Source organism: Paenibacillus sp. fava2 (assembly GCF_058313675.1).
Genome location: NZ_CM177755.1, coordinates 7,223,337 through 7,241,516 on the forward strand (window position 1 = coordinate 7,223,337; position 18,180 = coordinate 7,241,516).

At 52.5% G+C, this 18,180-nt stretch carries 16 protein-coding genes; 2 read left to right on the forward strand and 14 right to left on the reverse strand.

Annotation, left to right across the window (positions count from 1 at the left end):
* Nucleotides 1–19 precede the first annotated feature (19 nt).
* Entirely contained in the window at nt 20–187 is a 168-nt protein-coding gene (locus tag AC4G46_RS31815; RefSeq protein WP_066377900.1) for a CxxH/CxxC protein, read from the reverse strand.
* Nucleotides 188–290: 103 nt separating this feature from the next.
* Nucleotides 291–2,069 (reverse strand): M3 family oligoendopeptidase, encoded by a 1,779-nt coding sequence (locus AC4G46_RS31820; RefSeq protein ID WP_491126146.1) that lies wholly within the window; start codon nt 2,067–2,069, stop codon nt 291–293.
* Between the two features lie 169 nt (nt 2,070–2,238).
* Between AC4G46_RS31820 and AC4G46_RS31825 the strand changes: the two genes are divergently transcribed.
* On the forward strand, nt 2,239–3,576 hold the full coding sequence (locus tag AC4G46_RS31825) for a DUF2252 domain-containing protein (RefSeq protein ID WP_491126147.1): 1,338 nt from the start codon (nt 2,239–2,241) through the stop codon (nt 3,574–3,576).
* Nucleotides 3,577–3,642: 66 nt separating this feature from the next.
* Here AC4G46_RS31825 and cydC read toward each other — a convergent pair whose 3' ends face one another.
* The 7 genes from cydC to AC4G46_RS31860 form a co-directional block, all read right to left on the reverse strand.
* Nucleotides 3,643–5,433, reverse strand: coding sequence for a thiol reductant ABC exporter subunit CydC (cydC, locus tag AC4G46_RS31830; protein WP_491126148.1), 1,791 nt, complete (start codon nt 5,431–5,433; stop codon nt 3,643–3,645).
* Nucleotides 5,430–7,187: a thiol reductant ABC exporter subunit CydD gene (cydD, locus tag AC4G46_RS31835; protein ID WP_491126149.1), complete on the reverse strand. Its 1,758-nt coding sequence runs from the start codon at nt 7,185–7,187 to the stop codon at nt 5,430–5,432. Before cydD ends, cydC begins: the two co-directional genes overlap by 4 nt.
* Nucleotides 7,187–8,203, reverse strand: a complete 1,017-nt coding sequence (cydB, locus tag AC4G46_RS31840; protein ID WP_491126150.1) for a cytochrome d ubiquinol oxidase subunit II — start codon at nt 8,201–8,203, stop codon at nt 7,187–7,189. The genes cydD and cydB overlap by 1 nt, the downstream gene beginning before the upstream one ends.
* Nucleotides 8,190–9,596 carry a cytochrome ubiquinol oxidase subunit I gene (locus AC4G46_RS31845; RefSeq protein WP_491126151.1) on the reverse strand — a complete coding sequence of 469 codons (1,407 nt, stop codon included), beginning with the start codon at nt 9,594–9,596 and terminating at the stop codon, nt 8,190–8,192. The genes cydB and AC4G46_RS31845 overlap by 14 nt, the downstream gene beginning before the upstream one ends.
* Before the next feature lie 224 nt (nt 9,597–9,820).
* Nucleotides 9,821–10,051 (reverse strand): cold-shock protein, encoded by a 231-nt coding sequence (locus AC4G46_RS31850; protein WP_277467859.1) that lies wholly within the window; start codon nt 10,049–10,051, stop codon nt 9,821–9,823.
* Nucleotides 10,052–10,276: 225 nt separating this feature from the next.
* Nucleotides 10,277–10,477, reverse strand: coding sequence for a cold-shock protein (locus AC4G46_RS31855; protein ID WP_039878010.1), 201 nt, complete (start codon nt 10,475–10,477; stop codon nt 10,277–10,279).
* Between the two features lie 398 nt (nt 10,478–10,875).
* Nucleotides 10,876–12,126 carry a S1C family serine protease gene (locus AC4G46_RS31860; protein ID WP_491126152.1) on the reverse strand — a complete coding sequence of 417 codons (1,251 nt, stop codon included), beginning with the start codon at nt 12,124–12,126 and terminating at the stop codon, nt 10,876–10,878.
* Between the two features lie 380 nt (nt 12,127–12,506).
* On the opposite strand from AC4G46_RS31860, the gene AC4G46_RS31865 reads away from it, so the two are divergent.
* Nucleotides 12,507–12,713, forward strand: a complete 207-nt coding sequence (locus AC4G46_RS31865) for a hypothetical protein (RefSeq protein WP_068729603.1) — start codon at nt 12,507–12,509, stop codon at nt 12,711–12,713.
* Here the strand turns inward: AC4G46_RS31865 and AC4G46_RS31870 are convergent.
* From AC4G46_RS31870 to yycF, 5 genes are read right to left on the reverse strand one after another with little or no spacing between them, the layout of a single operon-like run.
* Nucleotides 12,682–13,488 (reverse strand): MBL fold metallo-hydrolase, encoded by an 807-nt coding sequence (locus AC4G46_RS31870; RefSeq protein ID WP_491126153.1) that lies wholly within the window; start codon nt 13,486–13,488, stop codon nt 12,682–12,684. The genes AC4G46_RS31865 and AC4G46_RS31870 overlap by 32 nt on opposite strands.
* 14 nt (nt 13,489–13,502) lie before the next feature.
* Nucleotides 13,503–14,255: a two-component system regulatory protein YycI gene (yycI, locus tag AC4G46_RS31875; protein WP_491126154.1), complete on the reverse strand. Its 753-nt coding sequence runs from the start codon at nt 14,253–14,255 to the stop codon at nt 13,503–13,505.
* Between the two features lie 48 nt (nt 14,256–14,303).
* Complete coding sequence (locus AC4G46_RS31880) at nt 14,304–15,581, reverse strand: YycH family regulatory protein (RefSeq protein WP_491126155.1); 1,278 nt, start codon at nt 15,579–15,581, stop codon at nt 14,304–14,306.
* Nucleotides 15,578–17,416 (reverse strand): cell wall metabolism sensor histidine kinase WalK, encoded by a 1,839-nt coding sequence (gene walK, locus AC4G46_RS31885; RefSeq protein ID WP_221795897.1) that lies wholly within the window; start codon nt 17,414–17,416, stop codon nt 15,578–15,580. The genes AC4G46_RS31880 and walK overlap by 4 nt, the downstream gene beginning before the upstream one ends.
* Complete coding sequence (gene yycF, locus AC4G46_RS31890) at nt 17,416–18,147, reverse strand: response regulator YycF (protein ID WP_491126156.1); 732 nt, start codon at nt 18,145–18,147, stop codon at nt 17,416–17,418. The genes walK and yycF overlap by 1 nt, the downstream gene beginning before the upstream one ends.
* Nucleotides 18,148–18,180 lie beyond the last annotated feature (33 nt).

The following is an 18,180-nucleotide window of genomic DNA, read 5'->3' on the forward strand; positions in this document are numbered from 1 at the left end:
GAATAATTGACAGCAGTCCTCAGACCACCAGATATTCCGCATTCTTCTCACATTCCGCACATTTCGCCGGCGGGTCCCAGTCCGAGAATTCGGTCTCCTTCAGATCCACAACATCCGGTGCATCCTCGTACTCGTCCACAAATCTGTCGATGGCCAGCTCAACGTGTTCTTTACACACTACATACATTCAATCAAGCATCCCTTTCTGTGCCGCTGCGGCGTATACTTCTACTATTGTTCTACCACACTTCCCCGTAAAAAGGAACCTTCCTCTGCGCAAAAATCCTCGCTTACTCCGCTCCCGCAAATTTCATGGCATCTCCGGCAATCAGCTGGAGCGCATCCCGCCAAAAAGCCAAAGAATGTACATCAATATCCATCAGCCTGGCGGCATCGGCAATATTCCGTGTACTGGAGGCTGAGAGGAACTGCTCATACCGGCTGACGAACGCCTGCCCCTGCTTTTTATATTGTGCATACAGCCCTTTGGAGAACAGCAGCCCGAATGAATACGGGAAGTTGAGAAACTCATTGCCTGCCATATAATATCCGGCCTTACTGATCCATTGATAGGGATGAATTGAATCCGGCAGCACACTTTCGCCGTAAGCGGCAGTCATTGACTCCAGCATCAATGCATTTAACTCATCCACGGACAGATTGCCGGATTTTCTGCGCTCATACATTTTGCTCTCAAAGCAGTACCGTGCATAGAAATCAACAATATAATACCCGGCATCCGCCAGGCTCCGCTCCAGAATGGCTTCTGCTTCACCGGCAGGGGCGCTCTGCAGCAGCTCACCGCTGATCAGACTCTCGCAAAAGATCGACGCCGTCTCGGCAACCGGCACCGGATAATCCGTATTGACCATACTCTGACCGGCAAGGCGGCTGCTGTGGTAAGCATGCCCGATCTCATGTGCCAGCACGCTCACATCTATATAATTGCCGTGGAAGCTGGTAATCATCCGGCTCTCCCCGATCGGGAAGATATCAACGCACATCCCGAAGCTTCCTTTACCGGTACGCGGCTCGGCGTCGATCCAGCGCTGATCGAACACCTTTTGTGCAAAAGCGCCCAGCTCCGCACTAAACCTGCTGAAGCCGGACACAATCATCGCCTGCGCTTCTGTATAAGAAATTTCAGCCGATGATTCCCTGCCAATAGGTGCGAATACATCATAGAACGGCAGCGCACCGTTATGCCCCAGCAGCTCTGCTTTCTTCGTATAGTAGCGGTGAAACACCGGCAGACTCTCCCGGATCGCCTGCAGCATCACTTCAAGCGTGGCTTCATCCATCCGCGAAGCTTCCAGCACCTTATGCAGCGGCGATGCATATCCCCGCAGCTCATAGACTGCCGCCGCTTCACCGGTCACGGCATTAATGCAGGCAGCACTCTGCTCTGCTACACTCCGGCAGGCTTCACCCTCCGCCACTGCCGCTGCTTTTCGTACGGCTGCATCCGAATCATATGCAAGATTCCGCAGATCAGCCAGTGACACACTCCGCACCTTGCCACCAATCTGCATATCTACCCGCAATGTAGACAGCGTCCGCATATACAGCCGCTCCCAAGCCTTCGAGCCGTTGGCCTGCATCCGGGCGATGACCGCTTCTCCCTCTTCGCCCAGCAGATGCCGTGACTTGGCTTGCAGCTCACGCAGATAAAAACTATGCTCCGCAAGATAAGCATTAGCTCCCAGACTGGCCTCCAACTCCTCTGCACTAACCCGGACAAGCCACTTGCTGAAGCTTACCCTTGCTTCCTCCGCCCCCCTGCTGGCCTCCTCCAGCTCATCCAGCAGATCGACGGCTTCTGTGTTACTGCTGTCTGCGCTGAAGATTAGCTCCGCATAGCTCAATAAGCGAAGGTAAATGCTTTTATAAGCGTTATATTGTTTAAGGAACTGCTCCATTACTCCGGAAGCATCCTGTACATTCTCTAGCTGTGAGGCCGCCCATGCTGCAAGCTCCCCGGCCAATGTCTCCACAAGCCTGCGGTCCCTCCGGAAAGAATCCGACTGAAATCCGGGGTAGATGCTGCTCAAATCCCAAGTTAACTGCATTTTTTACCTCTCCTTATATTAGCTGCAGTTACCGCCATTCCTCACATGCTTACACCTCATTACATCATATTTTCACCGCTTAAGTTGCTTCAAGTATATCACGCTTGCCAAATTGCTAGTCTATGGAAATAATAGATTTAGCTATATTAGCCCGAAAGGAGCATCACCTATGGTTAACCAGACGATTACCGAAGGGGTTATCCGCACACGCTCGAAGCTGCGCAGGGACCTGCTGATTTCCATTCTGGATGAATTCGACGGCAGTATTATGGCTTTGAGCCATGTCAACCGTGCGGAGAAATACGGCAAAATGGCGCAGAGCGCTTTTTCCTTCTACCGGGGCAGCGCCTATCTGTTTTATTTTGATACGACCAGACAGTACTTTCCGTACCACAGCGCACCCGAACGCCCGACCTGGATACAGGGGGATCTCCATTTTGAGAATTTCGGCGCTTTCCGCAGTGAGGACGGGGCGATCGTCTATGATGTGAATGATTTTGACGAGGGCTATGTCGGCTCTTATCTCTACGATCTGCTGCGCATGGCGGTCAGTATTGCCCTTGTCGGCAGGCAGCTTGGCTATGGCGGGAAGGAGCAGCAGAGCTTCATTTCGGATTATGCAAAAGCCTATGCGCGGCAAATCCGCCGCTTCTGCCAGGGTAAAGATGATCCCGCTGATTATGTGGTGGATGAGGATAACGCCAAGGGCCCGGTCAAAAAGCTGCTGCGCAAGCTGGAGAAACGCCGTCAGAGCCATTTTCTGGAGAAGGTTACGGCCCATATGCAGAGCAGCAGGGTGTTCCTGGAGAATGCCGAGCTGCTGATTCCTGGTGCGGACGAACAGGCCCAGCTGGAGCAAGCGTGGAGCTTTTACAAGCAGACACTGGTGGCGCGCAGGCTGCAGGATGAGCATTTTCAGATTAAAGATATTGCCGTCAAACGAGGATCAGGAACGGCTTCCATCGGACTCGACCGCTATTATATTCTGATTGAGGGCGGTATGGAGCTGGAGGGCGCAGATGATCCTGTACTTGAGGTAAAAGAGGTCCGCGCTCCCGTCCCGGCCTATTTCATGCCGTATTCGGAATCCTTCTGGCAGGCCTTTGCCCATCAGGGCAAACGGGTAACCGCTACCCAGCAGGCGATGCATCACAAGGCTGACCCTTATCTCGGGTTCCTGACGATGGACGGCCGGGAATTTTACGTACGGGAGCGTTCTCCTTACAAAAAAAGACTGAAGCTGGAGGATATCACAGATGCCGGCGAACTGACCAAAGTACTGGAGCTGATGGGCAGCCTGACCGCCAAAATGCACGCCCGTGCCGATGCGGATGTGGACCGGGGAATTCTCGATTACCATAGCGAGCAGGAAATTTCCAGAGCCATTGGCTCGGATTCGGACGCTTTTGCCCGTTATATTGCCGAGTGGGCCTTCGGCTACGCCAATCAGGTGGAGAAGGATTACGCCATGTTCAAGGATTGGGTAACCGCAGAATTCGGCCTATAGTTTTGTACAAAAAAAGAAGCTCTCACCGCCCCAAACCGGGCAGGAAGAGCTTCTTTTTCTATAATGCTATATCTGTTCCGGGGCGTCCGCATCCATGAACTGAACCGGCCGGTCCAGCTCATACAGCTTGCGGTAGCGCGGCTCGCGCTCCATCAATTCAGCATGGGTACCGCGCATCTCTACCTGCCCGTTCTCCATGAATATTACTTCATCCATTTGCTCCGCACCGACCAGATGATGGGTCACCCAGAGCAGCGTCTTGCCGGCCATCGCCTCGAACATGGTCGCCAGCAGCTCGCGTTCTGTCCGCGGATCAAGACCCACCGTTGGCTCATCGAGCACAACCACCGGCGTATTCTGCAGCAGAATGCGGGCCAATGCCATCCGCTGGCGTTCACCGCCGGAGAAGCGCTGCCCGGCTTCGCGCACCGGTGTGTTATACCCCTCCGGCAGCGAAGAGATCAGCGTATCCAGCTTGGCCAAGCCTGCCGCCCGGCGGATGTCTTCCTCCGAAGCCCCGGGATTGCCCAGACGGATGTTGTTCGCCACCGTAGTATCGAACAGATGCGGACTCTGGTTCAGCACGGCAATGACCTGCGGAATCTGCTCGCCAAAGGCAGAAGCCGCGACCCCGTTAATCGTTGCGGAGCCGGCAACCGGAGTAATGACACCCTGCACCATCTTGAGCAGCGTCGATTTGCCTGCTCCGCTGCGCCCGATCACGGCAATCTTCCGGCCCTGCGGAAGGTCGAGGCTTAAGTTTTGAACCGACCAGGCATCCTCTGCCGAATAGCGGTAGCCTGCCGACTTCAGTATGATATGGGCCTGCCCTGAAGCTTGAATGCTCCTGATTGCTGCAGCGGCTTCTTCATTAACAGCCGCCGGCGCCTGCAGCATAGTCCCCTTGGCCTTATCTACACCGTCCAGCCGCTCCAGCGAATTCCGGTACTGCGGAATTTTCTCGACGGCCTCCGATACCGGCAGAAAGGCATCCGCTACCGGGAAAACCACCAGTACGAACGCGGCTATTAGCGTACCGGCTATAGTACCGTCAGCGAATTCTCCAGCGGACCAGTACAGCATCGACAGCACGGCCAGTCCGACTATTACCTGTCCGATGAACATCCGCAGACGCGCCCAGCTGCGCAGCGCCCCGTCTGTACGGGCAACCTCCCGTTCATCTGCTTCATAGGTTGCTACGAACTGTGCCTGCCTTCCGCTGATCATCCAGTCGCCCATGCCGAGTACAGCATCGGTCAGCTTCTGGTAGAGCCGGTTGCGCTCCTGCTTGACCTGGCGCTGGCGTCTTTGCGTGAACAGCAGCGAGATCAGCGGCAGCACAACCACCAGCACCAGCATATACAGCCCCATCAATAGGGCAAATGCAAGATCAAAGGTGCCGAGCGAGATAATAGCTGCGGCGTAGATCAGCAGCGCAATAATACTCGGGAACACCGTGCGCAGATACACGTTCTGCAAATACTCAATATCATCGGCAAGCATACCGAGAATATCACCGGTACGGAAGCGGGAGGACAGGAACAAAGCCTGCGGCTCCAGAATGTTGTAGAGACGTGTGCGCATTTTGGACAGGATGCGCAGAATCGTATCATGTCCGACCAGCCGCTCCACATAGTGGATGACTGCCCGGCTTGTACCGAAGGTACGTACACCGACAATCGGCACATAGACCATCAGAATATTTTCGGGCGGAATGGAGGACTTCGAAATCAGGAAGCCCGAGGTGTACATCAGGGACGAGGCCGAGAAGATCGTCAGCGCACCCAGGACTATAATCAGTACAAACCGCCAGAAATAGCTGGAGGCATAAGGAGCAAACCATCCTTCACGTTTCAATGGATTCCCTCCAGTTGGCTTTGAATAAGCCCGTAATAAACACCCCGGCGCCGGATCAGCTCAAGGTGTGTACCAACCTCCGCCACCCGGCCCTGCTGCATGACGATGATCAGATCCATATCCATCATCCAATGCAGCCGGTGGGTTGCCAGAAACACCAGCTTCCCCTCAAACAGCGGAAGCATCGTCTCCTTAAGCTCATACTCCGTCTCAATATCAAGATGAGCTGTAGGCTCATCGAGCAGCATGATTGGACGGCTGCTGAGCAGTGCACGGGCCAGTGCAACGCGCTGCTCTTGCCCGCCGCTGACCGACCGTCCCCCGCCGCCGATCATTTCATTTAACCCTTCGGGAAATGAAGCGGCAAGCTGCGATAGCCCTGCAGCCTTCACTGCTGCAGCTACATCTTCAAGCGTTGCGTCCGGGTAATAGAAACGCACATTATCGGCCAGCGTTCCGCTGAAGATATAAGGACGCTGCGGGATATAGGCAGTCTGTCTGCGCCATGCCTCATCAGTCAGCGCACTGACACGGTTTCCGTTAATGACCAGACTCCCTGAGGTTGGGTGCAGGAATCCGCCCAGAATATCGACCAGCGTTGATTTGCCGGCCCCGCTCTCCCCGATAATGCCGATCTTGGCGGCGCCGTTAAATGCAAGGTTCACCTCTGCCAACGACGAGAGTCCGTCTGCTTCATATTGAACGCCGATTCCTTCAAGCGTAAGAGTACTATCCGGCGTCCAGCTGAATGCCCCTGCTTGCAGCGGCCTCGCAGCGGTCTGTCCGTCAGCGGAAATCGGCTCTGCCTTCACCGTTTCGCGGTCGATGATATCCTTCATCGCTTCTCCGGCTTCCTTGCCGTCCAGCGTAGCATGGAAGTCAGCACCGACCAGCCGGACCGGCAGGAAGTATTCCGGTGCGAGAATCAGAATCGTCAGACCCGTAACCAGGGTCATCTCTTCATTGATCAGCCGCAGCCCAAGGCTTACGGCGACTGATGCAACAGATAACATGGTGAAGAAATCAAGTGCAAACGATGACAGGAACGCCACACGAAGGGTCTTCATCGTTGCCGAGCGGTACCTGTCGCTGACAGCGGCAATACTCTCGCTGTGGCTGCGGCTGCGCCCGAGGAATTTCAGTGTCTCCAGTCCGCGCAGGGAATCGACGAAATGATTGGACAGGGTCCGGTAGGACTTCAGCTGCTTGTCCATCTGCTTGCGTGCGGTCATCCCGATCAGAATCATAAAGATAATAATAATCGGCATCGTCAGGGTCAGGATGACCCCGCTTGATGTATCGAGCCAGTAGATATAGGCCAGCAGCAGCCATGGTGTAATCCCCATTCCAACCATCCGCGGAATAATCAGCTCCAGATACGTACGGAACTTGGTCACTCCTTCAAGCACAATTGTAACCAGTGTTCCCGTTCCCCGGTCGCCAGCCAGCCTTGGTCCCAGCTGGAACAGCTTATCCATCATTTGTCTCCGCATACTGCTGCCCGTAGCCTCCGCGAAGCGGTAGGAGACACGGCTCATCAGCATGGCACAGGCATGACGCACAAGAAACGCAAGAAGGAACAAGAGCATTCTTGCCCCTTGTTCCTTCAGCGGTTCTCCCGCAAATAGCGCCGAGACAGCTTCTGCCAGCGATTTCGCCAGCAGAAGAATGGACAGGCTTTGCACCAGGGTAAGGAAGCCAACGATCAGAAAGACCGGCTTAACTCCTTTATACCCAAGCAAATTTTTATCCATTAGTATTCAAGATGCTCCTTCTCGTGAACCCGTTTGTGGAAGATAAAATAACTCCAGATCTGATAGCCGAGCACGAACGGCAGCAGCGTCAGCGCTACAATGGTCATTACCTTCAGTGAGTAATGTCCAGATGCAGCATTGGTGATGGTCAGGCTGAATGCCGAATCAATCGAGCTGATCATAACCCGCGGGAACAAGCCCACGAAGACGGACAGAACAGACAGCGCCATTACGGCTCCGGTCATTCCGAATGCCCAGCCGTCTTTCTTCTTGCTCATGAAATAGCCGGACAATACGTAAGCGGCAATTCCCAGAATGACAAGAATCATCAGCACCGTTCCGCGCTGTTCAAAGATATCTGTCATGAAATAAGTCATAATAACGAAAGCCACCAGCAGCACTGCCAGCGGAATCAGCAGCAGCTGGCCGAGCTTGCGGGCCCGAACCTGCAGATCGCCAACCGTACGCAGGGTAGTAAACATCAGTCCATGCACCAGACAGAGCATCACGACAGTAATACCCGCTACTACCGTATAAGGATTAACGATATCGAAGAATCCGGCATACATCTGCATGTCGCCGTCAATCGGAAGCCCCTTAATGAAGCTGGCGAAGACAACGGCAAGCAGGAACGGCGGCAGGAAGCTGCCGAAGAAAATGCAGACATCCCAGGTTTTTTTCCAGCCTAGCGAGTCGCGCTTGCCTCTGAATTCAAAGGCAACCCCGCGGGCAATCAGCGCCAGCAGTGCGAATACAAACGGAATGTAGAATCCGCTGAAGAGCGTAGCATACCAGTTCGGAAAAGCGGCGAACATCGCTCCGGCACCTGTAAGCAGCCATACTTCATTCGCATCCCAGAACGGCCCGATCGAGTTAATCAGCAGACGGCGTTCTGTATCATTTTTGGCCAGAATCTGCGTTTCCATGCCTACCCCAAAGTCAAAGCCCTCAAGGAAAAAGAAACCGATAAAGAGAACCGCAATCAGCACAAACCACAATTCATTAAGAGAAAGCATGTGTAGCACCCTCCTTGCTATACGGGTCATGGGCATCCCCATGATCGTGATCCATGTGATAAGGGCCCTTTTTAATTACTTTAATGAACAATCCAACCAGTACAACTCCCAGAATGGCATAGATAGCGTTGAAAGTAATAACCGAGAACAGGACGGAGCCTGCAGATACGTTAGGCGATACACTATCCTCCGTCGTCATCAGGCCAAACACGGTCCACGGCTGACGTCCGATCTCCGTCATAATCCAGCCGGCGGTATTCGCAATCGGCGGCAGCAGAAGTCCCCAGAACATAAAGCGCAGGAACCAGGTATTCGGACGCTCCATCTTTTTACGCCACATCAGGTACATGGCATACAGCCCAAACACTACCATAAGCGAGCCAGCGGCAACCATGATCCGGAAGCTCCAGAACGTAGTCCGCACTGGCGGAATATAATTACCCGGGCCATAGGCCTGTTCATATTCTGCCTGCAGCGTATTCATCCCTTTGACCTCACCGGAGAATTTACTGTAGGACAGGAAGCTGAGCAGGTATGGAATCTTGATTTCACCGGAGTTCACCTTATTTACAGGGTCGATAAAAGCGGAAACCGTCCAGGCAGCAGGATCACCGCTGTCCTCCCATAGTCCTTCGGAAGCTGCCATCTTCATCGGCTGTGTCTCTACCAGGTATTGGGCCTGGGCATGACCGGCAACTGCCACACCTACAGAGGATACAATCCCGACGATGGCTGCAATTTCAAAAGATTTTCTAAAGAACGGCACATCCTGCTTCTTCAGCATTTTATAAGCACTGATCCCCGTTACCAGGAAGGCGCCTGTAGCATAAGCAGCCAGCAGCGTATGCGGCAGTTCAACAAGCAGCTGACCGTTAGTAATGAGAGCCAGGAAATCATTCATTTCAGCCCGGCCGTTATTGATTTCGAACCCGACAGGATGCTGCATAAAGGAGTTGGCTGTGAGAATCCAGAACGCTGACAGCGTTGTTCCCAGTGCAACCATCCAGATGGACAGCAGATGAATCTTCTTAGAAACCTTGTCCCAGCCGAAGATCCAGATTCCGATAAAGGTGGATTCCAGGAAGAAGGCCAATAGCGCTTCAATAGCAAGCGGAGCCCCGAACACGTCACCGACAAAGCGGGAGTAATCAGACCAGTTCATTCCGAACTGAAACTCCTGTAAAATTCCTGTTACTACACCGACAGCAAAGTTAATCAGGAAAAGCTTCCCCCAAAACTGTGCCATTCTTTTGTACTCTTCGTTGCCCTTTCTGACATACATCGTCTCCATGATCGCGATCATCAGAGCCAGGCCAATCGATACCGGTACAAAGAAATAATGAAAGATTGTCGTCGACGCAAATTGTATACGCGACAGCATTACTGTATCCATATTTCTCCCCTTCCTTCTCCCCATTCAATACGTCTATTCTGTCAAAAATTTAAGGATTAAAGTGTGACAATAATCACATTATACGCCTCGTTTTATGCATAATTTCAATAAATTTGTGACAAATATCACAATATTCTGCTTAGAAAGCAAAAAAAATAAGACGGTTTACCCGTCTTGGATTTGTTCATCAATATATTGTAAGGTTGACTTATAATAGGTGATGGTCAGGTAATGGAAATACCCTTTTTGAGTGATTTGAGATCGCCGTTGGAATTCACCAGCTGCGGCAGCATCTTCATACTACGGGCCATTGGAGCATGACAGAGGGGGCAAGAAGGCGCATGTTCAAATGCGAAATTGTCCCTCATCCATCCATTGCAGTCATCATTGGTACAGGCCCAAATAGCGGTATTCTCTTCCGGCACTTCCTCGACAGGCTTCTTCCGGTAGTTCATTGCCGTTCCTCCCTTCCTTATATGTCACATGCCTGGACAACAAGTAAAAAAGCATCTGACGATGCCCTTACAAGTTGCTGACTGACAAATCCTTTGTTACAGAACGTGTGCCCAGCGTTATTCTGCTTAGATCAGGCTGTGTGATGACAAGGGTGAGTAGACTTCTGATCTTTATAAAAAAAGACCGTCCCGACTTACGTGTAAGCAGGGACGGCGCTTCTATTATTACAGTTTTACAACGTTTTCGGCTTGTGGTCCACGGTTGCCTTGAACAACGTTGAATTCAACGCGTTGGCCTTCGTCCAAAGTTTTGAATCCTTCGCCAGTGATAGCGGAGAAGTGTACGAATACGTCGCTTCCGCCTTCAACTTCGATGAATCCGAATCCTTTTTCTGCGTTGAACCATTTAACTGTACCTGTTTGCATGTGTGTTACCTCCACAAATTTAAATTAATATGTTCTTTTTATCTTCAAACAAAGAAAAAATTCACACATTGAAAAGGGTTGTATTCCAATTGACAGCCCTTTTCAATACGAGAATTAGGTATCAAATGTATGATTATTCTCATGTTACCACACCCGGGGAACAAAGGCAAGCTGGCTTATCCGATATTCTCCGTTTTTTCCCTTAAAAGGTTTACTTTCCAATGTAAGGGCTATCACTCCATCTGCAACTAGTACTTGAACAACACTTCTTATTACCCTGCTTATTCTTCTTTGAAACGAAAGAAACGGTGCCGCCCCAAAAAAATTACTGTTCAGGGCGGCCGTGCCGCTTCACTTTCTCATGACTGCCTCTTTATTATATACAGCCCGTGCAGCATTTATTCCTGCGGCTTTTCAAGAAGTTTCACAGTTGCCTGTTTTACTTCGCCGTTCCGGTAATAGGTAATCTTCAGTTCATCGCCAATCTTTGTCTGCTCATATAAATACTTGCGCAGCGACAGCGTTGAGGTAATCGGCTGGTCATCAAACTTGGTAATGACATCGTTGAACTGAAGGCCTGCCTCCTCTGCCGGTCCTACCGCATCAAGCACAACGACACCTTCTTTGACTGAAGCAGGGAGATTAAGCTCCTTCACCTGATCCTCAGCCAGCGGAACATAAGGATTGTTCAGATCTACCGAATACACGCCCAGGTAGGAACGTGATATTTTGCCCTTGGCAGCCAGCTCATCCGCCGTCTTCACCACATGGTTGGCGGGGATAGCGAATCCGAGTCCTTCTACGCCGGTGTCAGAAATTTTCATCGTGTTGATTCCAATAACTTTACCGTCCAGATCGACAAGCGCCCCTCCGCTGTTGCCTTCGTTAATGGCGGCATCCGTCTGGATAACCTCCTGCTCCCAGTCATAGACTCCGTCCTGATTCAGCGATACAGGGATGGTCCGCTCCGTATAGCTTACAATTCCGGAGGTCAGGGTATCGCCGAGACCAAGCGGATTGCCGATGGCAATCACCGTCTCGCCCAGCCGCAGCTTGGAGGAATCACCGATCTGGGCAACTGTTGTGATATCCTTGGCATCCATGGATAGTACGGCAATATCCGTAACCTTGTCTGCCCCTACCAGAATTGCCTTATGTGTCACACCGTCTACCGTTACCACTTCAAGCTTGCCTGAGCCTTCAATGACATGATTATTCGTAATAATAAAGGCCTTATTATCATCCTTCTTATAGATAACTCCCGATCCGAGTGCCGATTCATCGAGAATATTAAGTTCCTCATTATCTTCTTTATGATTAATAATACTCACGACCGCAGGACGCACCAGTGCGGCAGCCTGAATAATCCGGTCATACGGATCCCCGCTGCTCGCCGTTACCTTCTGCCCTACTTCCGGTACATAGGCTTCCCTCTCGGTTGCAAATTGTCCTGTAACAAGACTGAACAACAGCACGGCAACTACTGCACTGACTGCTGAGCTGATTACAGACACCTGCCATGTCGCCATCGTTCGCCGTGATCTGTGTACGGTCCATTTCCGGCTGGTAAGCACTTTGCTTTTCTCCAGCTCTTTTCTTTTGCGGCGCGGTACTTTGGTTGAATAGAAATCATCATCGAACAATCCCACGGGTACATCCTCTCCCCTCTATTGCTACTGCATTCACGACTGAACGCCAAGCAACTGCCCCCGAACTTCTCGCTCTCTCTTAGACTGCGCAGAGCACTAAAAGGTTTCACTTATTAATATATACCGCCAAATCTGCGGTTTATAAGCGCCAAGGGTCTCTGATTCTTGCAACTTGCCATGATAAACACCGTGAGTCTCAGGAATATTTTGCAGCTTAAAAGACTACAATAATAGAAGTAATGTACGTCTGATGCTTATATCTGTCAGTTCCTTATAATTGTATCACAAGCGGGCATACCGCCCACCTTTTTCTTGAAGCAAAAACGCATGAAATTGTTTACAGTTTCCGTATTATCTCCAGCCGGAAAGGAGCAGGTGTCATGGAATCTTTTTCAACCAGCATGGATCTTGTGCAATTTATCGGTAAGCTTGGTGACCTCAAGGATGAACACTATCATTTGCTGCTGGTGCAGAGTGCACTGATCGAGCTCATGATTGATAAAGGAGTCTTCTCCCGCCAGGAACTTGACCGTAAAATGGCAGAGCTCGACCGGCTTATGGCTGGCTCACCTTATCCCATGGCGTAGGCCGGTCATAATAGGTATCGCATAATTTAAATTCGCTGTCCTTGTAGAAGCAACCCCGGTCCTCCATGGCTCCTCTCACCGACATTCTGGCCAAATCAATCATGTTATGATCGAGGCTTAGATGCGCCAGATAGGTCCGCTTGGTACGCCCGGTCAGAATCTCGCTTAATGCCGCCCCGGCCGCCTCATTGGAGAGATGGCCCATATCGCCAAGAATCCGCCGCTTGGTATTCCACGGATAACGGCCCATCCGCAGCATCTCGATATCATGATTCGCTTCCAGCACCAGCACGTCCGATCCTTCGAGTGCCATTCTGACCTTATCGCTGACATACCCGAGGTCTGTTGCGACGCACAGCTTCTCTTTGCCGTCATAAAAGTTATAGCCTACCGGTTCAGCAGCATCATGGGAGATCGCAAAGGACTCCACCCGCATGCTGCCAAAATCACGGTGCGTGCCGGTCTCCAGAATAATCCGGTTATGCTCGGCAATATTGCCTATGCCTTTTTCGATTGCTCCCCACGTCTTGCTGTTGGCGTAGATCGGCAGGTCGTATTTACGTGCAACAGCCCCGAGTCCTTTAATGTGATCGGAATGCTCATGGGTCACCAGTATTCCGTCTATATCTTTCCCCGTCAGCTCGCGCATCCCCAGCAGCTCATCAATCCGCTTGGCGCTGAGCCCCGCGTCGATCATCAGTGTTGTTTCCCCGTTGCGTACTACTGTCACATTACCGGTAGAACCGCTGGACAGCACTGTAAATGAAATTCCCATCTCTCCTGCTCCTTCTACTCTGTTGTCTTGGGACTGATAATGTCCGCACTGATCGCATCTACATAATAGGCGCTGCCGTCCTCCAGCCAGAATCTCCACATCGGTGAAGCCACCTGGCTCTCAGAATTAAACAGCTCCCCGTAATAGCCCAGTTCAATTTCCTTCACTACCGCGTCCGCCGGAAAATATTTTTCAATCAGGCTGCTGAGCGCCTGGGAGGCCGGAAGCACCTTCTGCACATCCGCATTTTCGTTGTCGCTGCCGGCTGCTACAATTTCAATCTTCGGCGAACGGTAGGCAACAATTTTCTGGTTGCTGTTGATGAGCTCCAGCTTTACCCGGAATAGGGAGTATTTCTGGTCCACCAGCGGGTGAAGCACGAACTTGCCGACCTCACTCTCCTGGGAATCGAAACGGTAACCCGCAATATCCGGGATCTCCCCCTGCAGGGCCTCGCTGAGCTCCGGGAATGAAGAATACATGAGCCCGCTATCTATAGGCTCTTTCAGCAGGACAGGAGGAGCGTTCTGCTCCTCACCGGAGTAAATGTAGGTGATATCAGGCAGCTGCGGCGTAGCCGCCGGGATCGGACAGAGTACCCGAATCCCTTTCTGCTCCATGACTGCCTGCGTTTCTGCCGAGAGGGAAGTAAAATCCAGGTTGGCAGTGGCCTGATCGCGCAAATCCATCCACAGCTGATAGCACAGCAGCAGATTCAGCACCAGAAAAGCGTAAATCAGCACACTCTTTGCTCTGCCCCAGTCCATACTTTCCCTCCTCTATGTTTGTAACTCCGCAATTATTCATTATACCGCCTAGCTGATTGTAAGCACACTGCCATCATTTAGGGTAACCCGCCATACCGGCGTGAGGCGCAGGGTGTCCCGCTGCAGTACAGGAATATAGGCCGGAATCAGATCCTTCACAGCAGAGCCGGAGCTGATCTGGGCCAGCTTGGCCTTAAGCTCGTCACCGCCCGGAAGCTCTACAATCCGCTTCACCGCCTGTTCTTCCTCAGTGTACATCAGCGACCGTTCATAGGAAGAGACGGTACCCTGCTGCAGCTCCAGGATGATAACCCCGTACTGCAGCTGCGGCCGGCTTATAATCGGGTAAGAGCCGTAATACTGCTGAAACGACACCTTGCGTTCCTGCTTTTCCTCTTCTGTCGAAGCCAGACGGTAGGTCCCGTTCCATCCGCCATGCTGATTGACGAAATCAACAGCCTCCAGCGCATCCTTGGCAGGCGTGCTCTCGCCGGCCGGGAGCGCCGCAGGATCGCTGTAGCTCATCCAGTTCAGCTCCTGATCAACCTGAAGGCTGCGCTTGCTGTCGGTATAGATCTTGGAGCCGTCTTTTTCCGGAATATACCTGGTGCTTCCCGCATCAAAGAAAAGATTGCTCTGCATCTGTTCAATTGTATACATGCCCGACGGCATCTCGGCCTCGACCAGATCCAGCTTCTCCTCGGGCACATAATAATCCCCGTTCACCACTGTATAGGGAGTCCAGTTGATGCCGAAGTCGACATGCTGCTGCACGTCCTGCACGGTAAGATCGGCTTTGGCTGCTTCATACACAATGTCGCCCCTGGTACTGAAAAACACAGCATGCGCCTTCGAATCATTTTTGACATTGTAAATCCAGATCCGGTCAATGCTTTCTCCCTCAAACAGCGAATCAGGCGACAACTGCATTACCCGCTGCAGCAGCGTAACGGGGATTCCGGCGCCGAAGCTCAGCTCAATCCCGGCATTCTCGCTGCGGATTTTGTCCCAGTCAAAGTCTTCTACCGAGCGCCGCTGGAAGCTTTCAAAGCTCCGCCCCTTGAGCCGGTTAAAGATCAGATCATAAAAGGTGGAGTCGGGGTAGAACAGCGTATGCTTCCCTCCGCCCAAATGAATGATCATCCGGTCAGGATAGAGCAGGTTCTCCACCTTTTCCTCAGGGCCCATATTATCCGTTTTGACATATAGATTCTCAGACATGACCGCTGAATCACTGCCTGGAAGCCGGTAGATCAGATAGTAGCTTTCTACCAGACTGCCGAGGACCAGGATAGCAAGAATCCAGGTTTTCAGTTTCTCTCTCATCCTTCACTCCCCCTTTGCTGGTTCAGCAGAGGCAGCGTAAATGTGACTAATGAGCCTTCGTTAAGCTCCGACTGCAGGGAAATGGAACCGCCGTGCGCTTTGACAATTTCCCGGGCAATGGAAAGCCCGAGACCCGTACCGCCCATATTCCGTGACCGGGCCTTGTCCACCCGGTAAAAACGTTCAAAGATACGCTCAATATCCTTCTTGGGAATTCCGATCCCGGAATCACGTACCGATATGGCCAGCATCCCGTCCTCGCTTTTTACCGCCTGCAGGCTGATCGTGCCGCCCTCGGGCGTATATTTCAGTGCATTGGACACCAGATTGCCAAGCACCTGGTCAATCTGGTCCCGGTCCAGCCAGGCCATGGCGACATCCTTGTGCACGATCGTGCTGATGTGAATCCGCTTCTGGCGGATCTGGAACGAGAAGCGGTCGGCCACATCCTCCAGCATCTCGGAGATATCGGTCTGCTGGATACGCAGGCTGGATTCCTTGGAATCCAGCCGCGACAGGTGCAGCAGGTCGGTGACAAGCCGGATCATCCGCTCCGTTTCGTTACGGATAACGCCGACGAAACGTACGGCCAGCTGCTGGTCATCCAGCGCCCCGTCATCCAGCGCTTCCACGTAGCTCTTGATCGTCGTCAGCGGGGTCCGCAGCTCATGGGAGACGTTGGCCACGAATTCTCGCCGTGACTCCTCCAGATTCTCCTGCTCCGTGACATCCTGCAGCACGGCAATCGTCCCGGCGATTCCCCCGCCCTCGCGCCGGTGGATCGGAGTGAATGTCACTCGCACGATATTCGGGTCTCCCCCGCCCATCGGCGACAGGTGAATCAGCGCCGACTGGGCATTGCCCTCGGCAAGCGAGCCTGTCTGCTCATGGTCCAGGCCGAGCAGCTCATCAAGCGGCGCCCCTTCGGGCAGCGGACCCTCAGAGCCCAGCATATCCGCAGCGCGGGTATTCATCAGAATGACTCTGCCGCTCTCATCGGTAGCGACCACGCCGTCGCTCATGTTTGTCAGGATGGAAGCCAGCTTCTCCTTCTCCTCCTCATTCTGCGACAGCGCCTCGCGCAGCCGGCCGGTCATATAGTTAAATGCCTGGCTCAGCTGACCGATTTCGTCATTGCCAAACTCCGGCATCCTGCGGTTGAACTTGCCTTCGGCAAGGGCAGTGGCATGACGGGTCATTTCTTTAATCGGATGGGTAATCGTATGAGCCAGAATGACACATAACACAGCCGTCAGCGCCAGTGCCAGCAGCAGCCCGGAGAGGAACACGCTGTTGATCCGGCTCATCGTTGCATAAAGGTCCTTCATATCGGCGGCAATATAAATTGCTCCAACGACCTTGTCACCGGCAAGCACGGGCTTGGCAACTACTTTCTTGCGCACATTATCATCGGCGATGATATATTCCTCATTATCGCTGATGCCCTGCAGCGCCCGGCTGACTACAGTCTGGGTATTCCGCTGCCCCACATAGTCATTCTGTGACGGAACGGAAGTCGTGATAATTTTGCCGCTCGCATCAAGCACCTGAATTTCCGCACCGTTGATGTACAGGTTATTGACCATGCCGCGCAGGCTCTCCACTGCGGTCTCTTCATCCGTTGTCCCGGTTTCACTGCCAAGCTTATCCGCAGTCAGTATGGACAGCATCTCCGCCCTTGCCTTCAGATCCTTGGTGAAATTCTCCGTCAGGGAATTCTTCATCGAGCTGACAAAATAAACCCCGATCAGCTGCATCGCCACCAGGATCAGCAAAACATAAATAATGGTCAGCCTGGCCTGAATTGTCCGGAAAAAGGACAGCCCTTTCTTCATCACAGGCCCCCGCTTTTGGGGCTATGCATCAGATAGCCCAGTCCCCGCCGGGTAAAGATATATTCCGGCTTGCTGGGATTCTCCTCAATTTTCTCTCTCAGGCGCCGGATCGTGACATCGACAGTCCGGACGTCCCCGAAATATTCGAATCCCCATACTGCCTGCAGCAGATGCTCCCGTGTCATTACTTTGCCGGCATGGCGGATCATATAATAGAGCAGCTCATATTCGCGGTGGGTCAGATCCAGCGGTTCTCCGTCCTTATAGACCATGTACATGTCGGTATCCACGAACAGCCCGAAATGCTGGATACCCTGCTTGCTCTCCGCCGCCTCATTCAGCGATCCGGCGGACACCGGTTTATGCTGGCGCCGCATCTGCGCTTTGACTCTGGCCAGCAGCTCGCGTGTGCTGAAGGGCTTGGTTACATAATCATCAGCGCCCAGCTCAAGGCCCAGCACCTTATCGATTTCCCCGTCCTTGGCGGTCAGCATGATAATCGGAATATCCAGATGCGCCAGACGCACCTCGCGGCACACATCCATTCCGTCCTTGCCTGGAAGCATGAGATCGAGCAGCATCAGATCAGGCCGTTTGGATAGTGCCAGCTCCACCGCGCTGTTGCCGTCAAACGCGCAGATTACCTCATAGCCTTCTTTTTCTAAATTGAATTTCAAAATATCCGCAATAGGCTGTTCATCGTCAACTACCAGAATCGTCCCCATCTGCATATGCTCAGCTTCACCTTTCTCGCCATACTTGTC

Coding starts and splice junctions, on each gene's coding strand:
- AC4G46_RS31815 (WP_066377900.1), bottom strand. CDS start 187: ATGTATGTAGTGTGTAAAGAACACGTTGAGCTGGCCATCGACAGATTT.
- AC4G46_RS31820 (WP_491126146.1), bottom strand. CDS start 2,069: ATGCAGTTAACTTGGGATTTGAGCAGCATCTACCCCGGATTTCAGTCG.
- AC4G46_RS31825 (WP_491126147.1), top strand. CDS start 2,239: ATGGTTAACCAGACGATTACCGAAGGGGTTATCCGCACACGCTCGAAG.
- cydD (WP_491126149.1), bottom strand. CDS start 7,187: ATGGATAAAAATTTGCTTGGGTATAAAGGAGTTAAGCCGGTCTTTCTG.
- cydB (WP_491126150.1), bottom strand. CDS start 8,203: ATGCTTTCTCTTAATGAATTGTGGTTTGTGCTGATTGCGGTTCTCTTT.
- AC4G46_RS31845 (WP_491126151.1), bottom strand. CDS start 9,596: ATGGATACAGTAATGCTGTCGCGTATACAATTTGCGTCGACGACAATC.
- AC4G46_RS31850 (WP_277467859.1), bottom strand. CDS start 10,051: ATGAACTACCGGAAGAAGCCTGTCGAGGAAGTGCCGGAAGAGAATACC.
- AC4G46_RS31855 (WP_039878010.1), bottom strand. CDS start 10,477: ATGCAAACAGGTACAGTTAAATGGTTCAACGCAGAAAAAGGATTCGGA.
- AC4G46_RS31865 (WP_068729603.1), top strand. CDS start 12,507: ATGGAATCTTTTTCAACCAGCATGGATCTTGTGCAATTTATCGGTAAG.
- AC4G46_RS31870 (WP_491126153.1), bottom strand. CDS start 13,488: ATGGGAATTTCATTTACAGTGCTGTCCAGCGGTTCTACCGGTAATGTG.
- yycI (WP_491126154.1), bottom strand. CDS start 14,255: ATGGACTGGGGCAGAGCAAAGAGTGTGCTGATTTACGCTTTTCTGGTG.
- AC4G46_RS31880 (WP_491126155.1), bottom strand. CDS start 15,581: ATGAGAGAGAAACTGAAAACCTGGATTCTTGCTATCCTGGTCCTCGGC.
- walK (WP_221795897.1), bottom strand. CDS start 17,416: ATGAAGAAAGGGCTGTCCTTTTTCCGGACAATTCAGGCCAGGCTGACC.
- yycF (WP_491126156.1), bottom strand. CDS start 18,147: ATGCAGATGGGGACGATTCTGGTAGTTGACGATGAACAGCCTATTGCG.